Source organism: Bacillus sp. AG4(2022) (assembly GCF_031844465.1).
Lineage (GTDB): Bacteria > Bacillota > Bacilli > Bacillales > Cytobacillaceae > Bacillus_AB > Bacillus_AB infantis.
This window is the reverse complement of the sequence record NZ_JAUZVH010000005.1, coordinates 107,823-121,406: the sequence shown is the minus strand read 5'-3', so window position 1 is coordinate 121,406 and position 13,584 is coordinate 107,823. Positions and strand designations below refer to the sequence as shown.

Sequence of the window (13,584 nt, the reverse complement as noted above, 5' to 3'; positions counted from 1 at the left end):
AAGGTCCGCCTCCTGCTGGAAGCGGACCTTTCTGCGGTTTAATATCTGATAAGGAAATATTTCTTTTTGCCTCGGCGGATGATTGTGAACTGGCCTTCAATGCGGTCTTTTTCTGTAAGTTCATAATCTGTTGCTGTAATTCTTTCCCCATTTACATAGACGGCGCCGTTTGATACATCTTCCCGGGCCTGGCGCTTGGATGGAGAAATCTTGGCAGCCGTCAGCAAATCGACGATGCCATTCTCTTCGCCTGTCGGCTCATAGGATGGCACATCCTTGAAACCTTGGGTGATTTCTGATGCTGTAAGGTTTTTGACATCGCCGCTGAACAGTGCGGCAGAGATTTTGATTGCCTGTTCAAGCGCTGCTTCACCATGGATCAGCTTTGTCATCTCTTCAGCAAGCGCCTTTTGCGCTTTGCGGAGATGAGCTTCCTCAGCAAGCGAATTCTCAAGCGCCTCTATTTCTTCCTTTGGAAGGAAAGTGAAGTACTTCAGGTATTTGATGACATCGGCATCAGCGGTATTGATCCAGAACTGATAGAACTCATATGGAGAAGTCTTTTCAGGATCGAGCCAGATTGCCCCGCTTTCCGTTTTGCCGAATTTAGTGCCATCTGCCTTTGTTACAAGCGGAATCGTAACACCATAGCCTTTGGCACCTTCAGGCATCATCTTGCGGATGAGCTCAAGCCCTGTCGTGATATTGCCCCACTGGTCACTTCCGCCGATCTGCATTTTGCAGTTATGCTTCTCATAAAGATGAAGGAAATCCATTGCCTGCAGGATGGTATAAGTAAACTCCGTAAAAGAAATACCCGTATCAAGACGTGAAGCGATAGTATCCTTTGCGAGCATATAATTGACACCGACATGCTTTCCATAATCCCTCAGGAATGTAACAATGTCCATGGAGCCTGCCCAGTCATAGTTATTGACCATAAGGGCACCGTTCTCACCCTCAAAGCTGAAGATTTTCTTCAGCTGCTTCTGGATGCTGCTGACATTATGCTGGATGGCTTCCAGCGTCTGCAGTTTGCGCTCCTCGCTCTTTCCGCTTGGATCTCCGATAAGTCCTGTGGCACCGCCAACAAGCACAATCGGCCTGTGGCCTTCATTCTGAAAACGGCGCAATGTTAAAAACGGCAGCAGATGGCCGATATGCATGCTGTCAGCCGTCGGGTCAATCCCGCAGTATAGCGAAATCTTCTCTTTTTTCAGCAGCTCCTCTGTTCCCTCTTCATCTGTCTGCTGGTAAACAATGCCTCTCCATTTTAAATCCTCAAGCAAACTCATCATTCTTCCTCCATTCATTTCTTTAAACGCCGGCAGCCTCCGTCGGAAAAAAACAAAAAAGCGCCCCTGCAAATATGCAGGGACGCTTGACAGCGCGGTACCACCCAAATTGAGGACACAGCTGTCCTCCGCTCTTTTCCTGATAACGGTTCAACCGTCCATTGCTACTACTGCATACGCAGATTCACAACAGAAGCTCCGGGAGGTAATTCATCCTTCTGCATGCACCGGCTCACAGCACCCGCCGGCTTTCTGAAACAGAGACAGAAGCACTACTCATTCCCATCAAAGCAGCTATTCAAATACATAAGATAATACAAAAGTTTTACCATAAAGAAAGGGGGTGTGTCAAATCGAAATGCGGAAAAGCCTTGTTCAGCCCCGACAAGCATAAGACGATCAGGACGGAAGGTTGTTCTTTAACCTTCTGGCCTGATTGGCTTATGACTCGAGGGGCTAGGCTTTGGAGCTGGACAAATCGAAATGCGAAGGCGACTGTTTAGGTGCGACAAGCATAAGGCGCTTTGGAATTGAAGGCGTTCTTTGCCTTCGGTTCCAAAGTGACTTATGACTCGAGCACCTAGGAGCCGGAGCTGGACAATCGAAATGCGGAAAAGCCTTGTTCAATTAAGGAACGCAGACTAAAAACGCCACGTCCTGTGGCAACGTCTGCATGACCCGCTTCCTGCGGGCCCCAAGCATAAGACGATCAGGACGGAAGGTTGTTCTTTAACCTTCTGGCCTGATTGGCTTATGACTCGAGGGGCTAGGCTTTGGAGCTGGACAAATCGAAATGCGGAGGCGACTGTTTAGAATTAAGGAACGCAGGCTAAAAACGCCACGTCCTGTGGAACGCCTGCATGACCCGCGTCCTGCGGGCCCAGCATAAGGCGCTTTGGAATTGAAGGCGTTCTTTGCCTTCGGTTCCAAGGTGACTTATGACTCGAGCACCTAGGAGCCGGAGCTGGACAATCGAAATGCGGAGGCGGCTTGCCCAGAGCCGACAAGCATAAGACGCGCAAGAATAAAAGGCGCTCTTTGCCTTTAATTCTTGCGTGGCTTATGACTCGAGGCTCTAGCCGCTGGAGCTGGACAATCGAAATGCGGAAAAGCCTTGTTCAATTAAGGAACGCAGACTAAAAACGCCACGTCCTGTGGCAACGTCTGCATGACCCGCTTCCTGCGGGCCCCAAGCATAAGACGATCAGGCCAGAAGGTTGTTCTTTAACCTTCTGGCCTGATTGGCTTATGACTCGAGGGGCTAACCCCCTAACCAGGGCACCCTGAACTGCAGATATTTGCGAGTTTTCAACTATATTTGCGGGTTTTTCAATATATTTGCGACATTTCTGATATATTTGCGAGTCTCACCATATATTTGCGAGTTTCCCCATATATTTGCGACCTCCTTTTAAGCAGCCACCCTCCATATTAAAAAACTTACAAATCTGCCGCCTGATAAAAAAGGAAATTTCAGAAAAATGTCAGTGCTTGTCAAATGGCGCCTGGGTTTGTGCTATAATGTATGTGGTTTTGGGGGTTTATAAAATGAAGGGGGAAAAACATAATTTGAACAATAAATTCAGGTCCTGGCTAAGCCTTTTTACAAATAAAAAGACAGTAAAAGGCGCTTCTATTACCTATCAAGTCGTGTGGAATTTAACTCTTCTGTTCATTATACTCGTTGTTCTCGGAGGAGCTTTTGCAGGAGGAGTGGGTGCCGGGTATTTTGCCTCCCTGGTGAAAGATGAGCCGATCCGTTCCTATGAGAGCATGAAGAAAGATATATACAATTATGAAGAAACATCAGAGCTTTATTTTGCCGATAATGTCTACCTCGGAAAGCTCCGCACAGACCTTGAGCGGGAGGAAGTAAAGCTTGAGGATGTATCAGAATATCTGAAGGACGCAGTCATTGCGACAGAGGATGAATATTTTTATGAGCATGATGGTGTTGTGCCAAAAGCAATTCTGCGCGCACTCTACCAGGAAGTATCAAACAGCGCTGTACAAAGCGGCGGAAGCACCCTGACACAGCAGCTGATCAAGAATCAGATTCTGACAAATGAAGTGTCATTCGAGAGGAAGGCAAAAGAAATCCTGCTCGCGCTCCGGCTCGAAAAATTCTTTGATAAAAAAGAAATCCTTGAAGCCTACCTGAATGTGTCAACATTCGGGCGCAATTCATCCGGCCGGAATATCGGCGGCGTACAGGCAGCAGCAAAGGGAATCTTCGGGGTTCCTGCCAAAGACCTGAATATTGCCCAGTCCGCTTTTATTGCCGGTCTTCCGCAGAGCCCTTTCGGATATACCCCTTTTACAAACAAAGGGACCGTCAAAGAGGATCTGGAACCTGGATTGTCAAGAATGAAGACCGTTCTGAAACGGATGTATGACGACGGAAAGATTTCCGATAAAGAATATCAGGAAGCTCTTGCTTATGATATTACCAAAGATTTCGTTCCTGCAGGCTCAAGTGCGGTAGAAAAATATCCTTGGGTCACATTTGAAATTGAGGAGCGTGCAGCCGAAGTCATGTCCAAGGTGCTGGCTGAAAAAGACGGCGCAATGGAGCAGTACAACAGTGACGAAGAAACCAAGCAGCGATACCTCGCTCTGGCTGATAAGAATCTGCGCCAAAACGGCTACAAGATCCATTCAACCATCAATAAGGAAATCTACGATAGAATGCAGCAGGTAAAAAATCAGTATCAGCATTACGGTCCTGATAAAGCCCAGAAGATGACTGATCCAGATACCGGAGAAGAGGTAAGCATCATGGAACCGGTCGAGGTCGGTGCTGTCCTCATCGAGAATTCTACCGGAAAGATCATCAGCTTTGTGGGCGGCCGTGACTATAAGAAAGAAAAGCTGAATCACGCCACACATGCTGTCAGGCAGAACGGCTCTACCATGAAGCCGCTTCTGGTTTACGCACCTGCCATTGAGCTTGGCAAGGCATCTCCGGGCACCATCCTGCCGGATGTTCCGCTGAGGCTTGATCCCAGCCTGAACAGGCCATGGCCAAGTAACTATGATAAGCGTTACTCTGGACTCGTAACAGCAAGGTATGCCCTCGAAAAATCTTATAATGTGCCAGCTGTCAAGCTATACAAGGATATTCTCGGCCAAAGGCCTGCAGAATATCTGAAAAAGATGGGCTTCACCTCATTGATTGAAACGGATTATACAAACCCTTCAACGGCTATCGGATCTCTTGGGAACGGCGTGACAGTTGAAGAGAACACCAATGCATTCGGGACCTTTGCCAACAGCGGCAAATTTGTCGATGCCTATATTATTGACAAAATCACTGACAGGGATGGAAATATCGTTTATCAGCATAAACCTGAGCCTGTTGAGGTCTTCAGTCCGCAAACGGCATATCTTACTTACGATATGATGCGGGATGTTATCAACAGCGGTACAGCTACCTCTTTAAAAAACAGGCTGAAATTCAGTTCAGACTGGGCCGGGAAGACCGGTACAGGAAACCAGTACCATGATGCCTGGTTTGTCGCCACAAACCCGAATGTTTCTTTCGGCATCTGGACAGGATATGACACGCCCAAGTCATTAAAAACAGGCGGCATGAGCTACAGCATGAGGAATATTTATCTTTGGGCAGATCTGATGAATGCAGCCTACGATGTAGCCCCGGATCTCGTTGATCCGAGCGAAAGCATCAAGATGCCAGGAGGGATTGTCAGAAGATCCTTCTGCGGTGTATCCGGCCTTCTCCCATCAGAAGCCTGCTCACAGGCCGGCCTGGTGGAGACAGACCTGTTTAACAGCAAGTATGTGCCAACCAAAACGGATGACAGCCTTGTGAATGGTAAATTCGTCCGCATTGGCGACAGAAAATATCTGGCGCTTGATTCAACGCCAGCCGAATTTGCTGAATCAGGGCTTATCCTTAACCCTGATTATATTGAAAAGCTATTTGGCGTGAATGTGGATCCTGGCCAGCTGATCCCGCAGAAGGACAGATGGTCTAAAGTTCTCGTTCCCCAGGATAAAATCGAGGATAACGGCAAAACACCTTCCGCTCCATCAATCAAAGCTTCAGGAAGCTCCATTGTATGGGGGCAGCATCCTGAATCAGATGTGATCGGCTACAGGGTCTACAGCGGCGGAGCCAAAGTCGGCAGCGTGAGAGCTGGCTCTGGCCTTTCATTCAGCGGCGGCAATGGTTCCTATTATGTCACGGCCGTCGATATTGCCGGCAGGGAATCAGGTGCATCAAACACGATTCAGATCGGCCAGGCCGCTCCGCCGGTGACGGATAAGCCGAAGGAAACGAAGCCGTCCGATCCTCCTGGAAATAAACCAGAGGAAAAGCCGGAAGACAAACCGGATGAAGAAAAGCCTGCTGAAAATGAACCAAACCCAGATGATGGAGGTCAGGATGAAAGCGGCAGTGAATAATATAACAAAGGGAGAAGCCAATATGGCTTCTCCCTTTGTGTTAATCTTCCATTGTCGATAAATCGCCTGTAGGCAGATCCAGTTCCCATGCTTTAAGGACCCGGCGCATGATTTTTCCGCTCCGTGTTTTTGGAAGCTTGTCGCGGAATTCGATTTCGCGCGGCGCTGCATGAGCGGCCAGGCCTTTTTTGACAAACTGGCGGATATCTTCAATCAATTCGTCAGACGCTTCATAGCCATCTCTCAGTGCAATGAAAGCCTTGATGATTTCCCCGCGGACAGGGTCCGGTTTGCCAATGACCCCAGCTTCAGCGACAGCCGGGTGTTCAACAAGCTTGCTCTCTACTTCGAATGGCCCTACCCGCTCTCCGGAGGTCATAATGACATCATCAATTCGCCCCTGGAACCAGAAATAGCCGTCTTCATCCATATAAGCTGAGTCACCGGAAACATACCAGTCTCCAGGCATGAAATAGGATTGATATTTCGGTTCGTTATTCCAGATCGTCTGCATCATGGACGGCCAGCCTTTTTTGATGGCCAGATTCCCCATCCTGTGAGGCGGAAGGATATTTCCCTGATCATCCACAATGGCGGCTTCTACGCCTGGTATCGGCTTGCCCATGGATCCCGGCTTGATCTCCATGCAAGGATAATTACAGATCAGCTGTGCACCGGTTTCAGTCATCCACCATGTATCATGGATCCTCAAATGGAAGACCTTCATTCCCCATCTGACGACTTCAGGATTCAGAGGCTCCCCGACACTTAAAATATGGCGCAGGCTGCCCAGGTCGAAGTTCTTCACCACTTCGTCTCCTGCACCCATCAGCATACGGAAGGCTGTTGGCGCACTGTACCAGACCGTCACTCCATATTCCTCGATCATTTTATACCATGTTTCAGGATTGAATCGCCCGCCGACAATAACATTCGACGCACCAGAAAGCCATGGAGCAAAGATTCCATAGGAAGTCCCTGTCACCCATCCAGGATCAGCCGTACACCAGTAGACATCCTCTTCCTGCAGATCCAGCACCCATTTGGCTGTCTGGTAATGCTGGATCATAGCGTTATGTACATGCAGGACTCCTTTTGGCTTCCCTGTGGAGCCGGAGGTATAATGAAGGATCAGCCCATCTGTGCGTTCCACCCACTCTATCCCCAGCTTTGTGCCGGCCTCGGCGAATCTTTTATTAAAGTCGATAAACGGGCCATCTTCTTCTATTCCATCCCCAACCAGGAATACAGTCTTCAAATCTGGAAGCTCATCCACCGGCACCCGGCCAAGCAGCTCTGGCGTTGTGACCAGAACTTTCGCCCCCGAGTCTTCAAGGCGGTCGCGGACAGCCCCCTCCATGAACGCTTCAAATAAAGGCCCTACAATCGCCCCCAGTTTAATAGCTCCAAGGACAGAGAAATACAATTCAGGCGAACGCGGCATAAAAATAAAGACGCGGTCCCCTTTTTCCACATCACCATAATTTTTTAAAACATTGCCGGCCTTGTTGGAAAGATCCTTCATTTCCTTGAAGGTATACTTCTCTTTTCTTTGGCCGTCCCGGTAATATAATGCCACTTTGTTTTTCCGGAAAGATTCTGCATGTCGGTCTATGGCTTCATAAGCCATATTGACTTTCCCGGTCTCGCTCCACGAAAACTCTTTTTCCGCTTCCTTCCAGTCAAATTGACTGTACAGTTCGTCATAGTTTGCCAGATTGAAATTCCCCTGGACTGCTGGCAGCGCTTCCACTTTCATTTGCATGCTCCCCCTTTTACAATGTTTGTCATTATTATAGTACAAAACATTTCTTTTCTCAATTTTTAAAATATTGCAAGCGATTGCGGTTAGCCGATTTAATACTTTTGTCATACAGGAAATATACGAAACTTCAAGATTAAATATTTGCAATTTATTGATAAAATAGTTTGGAAGCGCTTTTACCGCTGTTTTTTATGTATAATAGGAGTACAACTGAAATGCAATGATTTTTTGGTGGTGAATCGATGGAACATACAATGACTTATAATGCGAAAGAATTGAAGACAGTTAAAGGGAGCCTGATCATCGAGGGTCCCGTCCCGTCAGAAAAATTGGCACAGTATGAGTTTCACGAGGACCTGGTCGCATTCCGCCCTCCGCAGCAGCAGCATAAGGCCCTGATTGAAATCGCGTCCCTTCCGGAAGGCAGGATCATCATCGCCCGGGACGGGATGACGATTGTCGGCTATGTGACCTATCTGTACCCCGATCCCCTCGAAAGATGGTCGGAAGGCAATATGAAAAACCTGATAGAGCTGGGAGCCATTGAGGTGATCCCGAAGTTCAGGGGTGCAGGCACAGGAAAAAGCCTTTTGCAGGTATCCATGATGGATGATTATATGGAAAATTATATTATCATAACGACAGAATATTACTGGCATTGGGACCTTAAAGGGACAGGATTGAATGTGTGGGAATATCGCAAGGTAATGGAAAAAATGATGAATGCAGGCGGGCTCGAATGGTATGCCACGGATGATCCTGAAATCAGTTCCCATCCGGCCAACTGCCTGATGGCAAGGATCGGCAAAAGGGTGGACCCTGAATCCATCCAGAGATTTGACCAGCTCCGCTTTATGAACCGATTTATGTACTAGCCTTTTCTATTTCTCTAGTTAAGGGGGAAAATCTCCATGATTGTAGAAGACATAATGAAAGTCGATGTTGCCGCACTCTCTCCTGACCATTCTATTGCAGAAGCCCTCAGGCTTATGAATGACAGGAAAATCCGCCATCTTCCGATCATAGATTCGGAGCGCCGGTTAGTCGGCATCATTTCTGACAGGGATATCCGCGATGCGGCTCCTTCCATTTTCCAGCTGGATGCCGACAGGAGCGAGCTGGGCAAGCCGCTGAAGGCAATCATGAAAACAGATATCATCACCGGCCATCCGCTTGATTTTGCGGAGGAAATTGCAGCAGTGCTATATGAACATAATATTGGCTGCGTCCCAATCGTGAAGGAAGGGACACTGGTCGGTATTGTAACGGAAACGGATCTGCTTTATACCCTGGTGGAGCTGACAGGCGCCAACCAGCCAGGTTCCCAAATAGAAGTGAGGGTTCCGAACAGGGCCGGCGTTCTGTCAGACCTGACAGAGGTTTTCAAAGATCGCAAGGTCAATATCCAAAGTGTCCTCGTCTACCCTGACAAGCAGGATGAACAATTTAAAATCATTGTGCTCCGGGTCAGGACCATGAATCCGCAAACCTTGATATCAGACCTGAAAAAGGCCGGGCATCATGTGCTGTGGCCGAATGGCCAGGGGATGCTGCCATGACCCGCGACAGCATTTTTATTTTTTCAGAGGAGCTGCTGAACTATAAGTTCAATCCCCAGCATCCTTTTAACCAGCTGAGATTAAAACTTACACTTGATCTTCTTCAGCAGGCCGGAGCAATTGATGCCGGCAGCATCATTCCGCCCAGACCTGCTTCCGATGAGGAAATATGCCTTATCCATGATCCCAATTATGTACAGGCGGTGAAGCTGGCAGGCCAGGGCAAGCTTCCGGCAGAAATGGCCGAAAGCTATGGAATTGGTACAGAGGATACTCCGATATTTGCTGATATGCATGAAGCAAGCTCCCTGCTTGTCGGGGGAAGCCTGACTGCGGCAGATTATGTAATGGAGGGCAAAGCGCAGCATGCCCTCCATCTCGGCGGAGGCCTTCACCACGGTTTCCGCGGCAAAGCTTCGGGATTCTGCATTTATAATGACAGCTCTGTTGCCATAAAATATCTTCAGGAAAAATATAAAGCCCGTGTCCTGTATATCGACACTGATGCACACCACGGTGACGGTGTTCAATGGGCGTTTTATGATGATCCTGATGTGTGCACCCTGTCTATCCATGAAACAGGCCGCTATCTTTTTCCAGGGACCGGCAATGTCAATGAAAGAGGGCAGGGGAAAGGGTATGGCTATTCTTTTAATATCCCGGTGGACGCTTTTACGGAAGATGAATCATGGCTTCAGGCTTACCGCGATTCAGTAAGAGAGATCGCCGACTTTTTCCGCCCTGACGTCATTGTGACACAGAATGGCGCCGATTCTCATTATTTGGATCCGCTTACACATTTATCTGCGACCATGAAAATCTATCGTGAAATTCCTAAGCTGGCCCATGAAATAGCCCACCAATATTGTGATGGAAGATGGATTGCCGTCGGCGGAGGCGGCTATGATATCTGGCGGGTTGTGCCAAGGGCCTGGGCCCTGATCTGGATGGAGATGACGGGAAACTCCAATTGCTATGGGAGATTGCCGGAGGGATGGATTAAGACTTGGAAAGATCAGGCTCCGGTAGAGCTGCCGGAAGAGTGGGATGATCCTGACAATCTGTATCCGCCCATCCCGCGAAAACCTGAAATAACTGAGAAAAATGCCAATACAGCAGCCAAGGCTCTGTATCCTATCCGGAATAAGACACATTCTGAATCCCTCTAGTCTTTCCGGCAAAAAATCCTGCAAGCCATGCCCTTTGTCCAAGCTCATCCTTTCAGTTTGCATACAATATGCTGCGATGCTTTCTATGAAAGGAGATATGCAAATTGGGGAAAATGAGGACTCTCTCCACAGGTGTCCTGCGCAAAGAGCCAGGGACAGTGGCTGCGGTTATCAATCTGGCCAATACAGGGCAAAGCGGGCAGGAAGTGACTGTGGAAGTATGGAACTGGTCGTCCTATTCAAAACCGGCAAAGCTTCCCGTCCTGATTGGGAAGAATAATGCGGTGATGTTCCCGCATAAGCTGGAATCTGAGAAGCTGGCGGTCATGTATACAAATCTTGCTGGTGTACTTTTCTATGAAATCCGGATTATCGGCGGCGATGAAGTTATAGCGAATTGCTTTGGCAGGAATGCCAGCCTTGCTGCCCAGGAAGGAAACACAGTTCTTCACCAGCAGCTTACGCCAATAGGCGGGAATGATGATGGCAAATTTGAGTTCAATTTAGAATCCTTGCCCTGGCCATGGCTGCTCTCGGAGTTTGGAAAGAACTTTCTGGACAAGAAATAACAAATGGAATAGAAAAAAGGCTGTTTCTCAAGAAAGAGATACAGCCTTTTTCCTATTCCTATGAATCTGTATTTTCCTCATAGCGGGGATCTGAAATGATAACTTCAACACGCCGGTTCTTTTCAAGATTTTCCGCCGAATCATTCGGGACGAGCGGCCGGGTGTCTCCGTAGCCAACAGCAATAAAGCGTTTGCTGTCAACGCCTGTGCCTGCCAGATACCTGATGACACTGCTTGCCCGCGCGGCAGAAAGCTCCCAATTTGACGGATATCGGTAGGTGGCAATCGGCCTGTTGTCCGTGTGCCCCTCTACCTTGACTAGGTTCGGCATACCGGCAAGCAGTGACCCCACCTTATCCAGAAACCCGCTGTTCCTGTCGATGATTTCGGCTTCACCTGATTCAAACAGCACCTGCTCTTGAAGGACCAGCACCACACCTCGCTCTGTCCGGTTGGCCACAATAACATCCTCAAGGCCGTTCTTTTCAAGATAGCCTTCCACTTCCTGCAGAAGGTTCTCCAGTCTCTCCTCTTCCTGCCTGTCCGAATCCGGCCCCTGGTTCACAACATTCTTGTCATTTTCCGAAGGATTTTCAAATGGAATGATTGAAGGATAAAAATCCATGAACTGCTTGTCCTGAAACGATTCAGAAACGGCCTTGAATTTGACAATATCAATCTGCGACATAGAAAATAACAAAATGAAGAATACGAGGATAAGAGTGACAAGATCAGAAAATGTCACCATCCACTTTGGCGCACCCTTCGGCTCTGTTCTCGGTCGTCTGTTAATCGCCATATTCTAGGCCCTCCGCTGATGCTTGAGCCTCATACTTCTCTTTTCTTTCCTGGGCAGAAAGGAAAGCGCCCAGCTTTTCTTCCAGCAGCCTCGGGTTCTGCCCTGCCTGTACACCGAGAACGCCTTCAATGACAATTTGCTTCAGAAATACTTCCTTCTCAGTTTTCAGCAGAAGCTTGGCTGCCATCGGCAAAAAAACAAGATTGGCCAACAGCGAACCATATAAGGTCGTGAGGAGGGCAATTGCCATGTTCGGCCCAAGGCTTGCAGGATCATTCAGATTCTTCAGCATCAGTACAAGCCCGATGAGAGTCCCGATCATCCCCCAGGCAGGAGCATATTCTCCCGCTTTTTCAAGGATGCTCCTGCCCTTCCGGTGCCTTTCCTCCATGGCCGCAATCTCGGCATTCATAATATCATTGATCACATCCGGCTCGAGCCCGTCGACCGCCAGCAGGACACCCTTCCTGATAAAAGGATCTTCCATCTGTTCTATCTCGGTTTCAAGGGACAGCAGTCCTTCCCGCCGAGCCTTGTCCGATAGCTTGACAAATACATCGATGATCTCGGCCAAATTCTTTTCATCATTTGAAAAAGATTGGCGGACCACTGTAAAGGAATGCTTGATGTCCCTCAATGGAAAGCTGACCAGCAGGCCGGAAATCAGTCCGCCAAGGACAATCAGCATAGAAGCGGGATCCACAAAAGACAGGAAGCCGCTGAAGCCCCCGTTTGTCATAATTCCAAAAACCAGCATTGCAAAACCGATAAACAAGCCAATCGGTGTAAGAGTATCGAGCTTTCTCATAATTCCTCTCCCTGGTTAGCTTATAATCCAATAACACCTGAGAGCAGAATCCCCTGATCCTGGCATGAAGGATTCTGCCCGCTCTCTTTTTATATCGGCATTATTATTATTTTGTTGAGTCTCGATATTCAATCCGGTGAGGCAGGACGACAATGTTTTCCGTTACTTTCTCTTTGTTCATATATTTGGTCAGGAGGCGCATGGCAACCGCCCCGATATCATAAAGCGGCTGGACGACGCTCGTAAGCTGCGGCCTTACCATCAAAGCAAGGCGTGTGTTGTCTGAGCTGATGACTTCAACGTCGTTAGGTACAGAAAAGCCTTTGTCCTCTGCACCATGGACAACACCCAGGGCCATTTCATCAGACCCGGCAAAGATGGCTGTCGGCTTTACAGATGCCTCCATCAGCTTTTCAAACGCTTCGATTCCGGAATCATACGTATAATCTCCTTCTGCAACCAGCTCTTCCCTATATTCAATGCCTGCTTCACTGAGTGCCCTTTTGTAGCCGGCAAGCTTTTTCGCTTCATTGATCGGTTCATGCAGCGGCCCGATGGCAATGCCGATCTCCTTATGGCCTTTTTCAATGAAAGTCTGTACCGCATCATAAGCGGCCTGCTCGTAATTGATATTAACAGAAGGAATTTTCTCTGATTCCTCAATGGAACCGGCCAGAACGATCGGTACTGGGGATTTTTCGAACTCATCCACATGTTCAGCTGTAATATTTCCGCCCATGAATACGATCCCGTCCACTTGCTTGCCCAGCATAGTATTCAGCAGGTGAAGCTCTTTATCTTTATTCTGGTCAGAATTGCTCAGGATAATATTGTACTTATACATCGTTGCAATATCCTCGATGCCCCTTGCCAGCTCTGCAAAGAAGGTGCTGGAAATATCCGGGATGATGACGCCTACAGTGGTCGTTTTCTTGCTGGCAAGTCCCCTGGCAACGGCATTTGGACGGTATCCAAGCCTCTCGATGACCTCAAGCACTTTTTTCCTTGTTGCAGGTTTTACGTTCGGGTTTCCGTTTACTACACGGGAAACCGTTGCCATTGAAACATTTGCTTCACGGGCAACATCATAGATTGTTACATTCATTTAAAACACTCCTTTTTCACTTGAACATTCCTCTTTTACCACACTGTCTTAGCCAGTATCCTTTGCCAATCAGCTTTATTAATAAAA

General features: G+C 48.2%; 10 protein-coding genes and 1 other annotated feature. Of the genes, 5 read left to right on the top strand and 5 right to left on the bottom strand.

Annotated elements, in window-relative coordinates; genetic code table 11:
- Positions 1-38: 38 nt before the first annotated feature.
- Positions 39-1,295 carry a tyrosine--tRNA ligase gene (gene tyrS / locus Q9R36_RS14775; protein WP_009795354.1) on the bottom strand — a complete coding sequence of 419 codons (1,257 nt, stop codon included), beginning with the start codon at positions 1,293-1,295 and terminating at the stop codon, positions 39-41.
- A gap of 75 nt (positions 1,296-1,370) precedes the next feature.
- Positions 1,371-1,593 (bottom strand) — a binding site (T-box leader).
- Positions 1,594-2,843: 1,250 nt separating this feature from the next.
- On the opposite strand from tyrS, the gene Q9R36_RS14770 reads away from it, so the two are divergent.
- Positions 2,844-5,723 (top strand): transglycosylase domain-containing protein, encoded by a 2,880-nt coding sequence (locus Q9R36_RS14770; RefSeq protein ID WP_101550539.1) that lies wholly within the window; start codon positions 2,844-2,846, stop codon positions 5,721-5,723.
- Between the two features lie 40 nt (positions 5,724-5,763).
- On the opposite strand, the gene acsA is transcribed toward Q9R36_RS14770, so the two are convergent.
- On the bottom strand, positions 5,764-7,482 hold the full coding sequence (gene acsA / locus Q9R36_RS14765) for an acetate--CoA ligase (protein WP_009795357.1): 1,719 nt from the start codon (positions 7,480-7,482) through the stop codon (positions 5,764-5,766).
- A gap of 248 nt (positions 7,483-7,730) precedes the next feature.
- On the opposite strand from acsA, the gene Q9R36_RS14760 reads away from it, so the two are divergent.
- The 4 genes from Q9R36_RS14760 to Q9R36_RS14745 all read left to right on the top strand — a co-directional run bounded on the left by Q9R36_RS14760 (position 7,731) and on the right by Q9R36_RS14745 (position 10,785).
- Complete coding sequence (locus tag Q9R36_RS14760) at positions 7,731-8,363, top strand: GNAT family N-acetyltransferase (RefSeq protein ID WP_094766884.1); 633 nt, start codon at positions 7,731-7,733, stop codon at positions 8,361-8,363.
- A 36-nt stretch (positions 8,364-8,399) separates the two neighbouring features.
- Positions 8,400-9,047, top strand: coding sequence for an acetoin utilization AcuB family protein (locus tag Q9R36_RS14755; RefSeq protein WP_009795359.1), 648 nt, complete (start codon positions 8,400-8,402; stop codon positions 9,045-9,047).
- Positions 9,044-10,216, top strand: a complete 1,173-nt coding sequence (locus Q9R36_RS14750; RefSeq protein WP_009795360.1) for an acetoin utilization protein AcuC — start codon at positions 9,044-9,046, stop codon at positions 10,214-10,216. Before Q9R36_RS14755 ends, Q9R36_RS14750 begins: the two co-directional genes overlap by 4 nt.
- Positions 10,217-10,320: 104 nt before the next feature.
- Complete coding sequence (locus Q9R36_RS14745; RefSeq protein WP_022544284.1) at positions 10,321-10,785, top strand: hypothetical protein; 465 nt, start codon at positions 10,321-10,323, stop codon at positions 10,783-10,785.
- 58 nt (positions 10,786-10,843) lie between these two features.
- On the opposite strand, the gene motS is transcribed toward Q9R36_RS14745, so the two are convergent.
- The 3 genes from motS to ccpA all read right to left on the bottom strand — a co-directional run bounded on the left by motS (position 10,844) and on the right by ccpA (position 13,497).
- Positions 10,844-11,584, bottom strand: coding sequence for a flagellar motor protein MotS (gene motS, locus Q9R36_RS14740; protein WP_101550541.1), 741 nt, complete (start codon positions 11,582-11,584; stop codon positions 10,844-10,846).
- On the bottom strand, positions 11,574-12,392 hold the full coding sequence (gene motP, locus Q9R36_RS14735; protein ID WP_094766882.1) for a flagellar motor protein MotP: 819 nt from the start codon (positions 12,390-12,392) through the stop codon (positions 11,574-11,576). Before motP ends, motS begins: the two co-directional genes overlap by 11 nt.
- Positions 12,393-12,498: 106 nt before the next feature.
- Positions 12,499-13,497 carry a catabolite control protein A gene (gene ccpA, locus Q9R36_RS14730; RefSeq protein WP_009795364.1) on the bottom strand — a complete coding sequence of 333 codons (999 nt, stop codon included), beginning with the start codon at positions 13,495-13,497 and terminating at the stop codon, positions 12,499-12,501.
- Between the last annotated feature and the right edge of the window lie 87 nt (positions 13,498-13,584).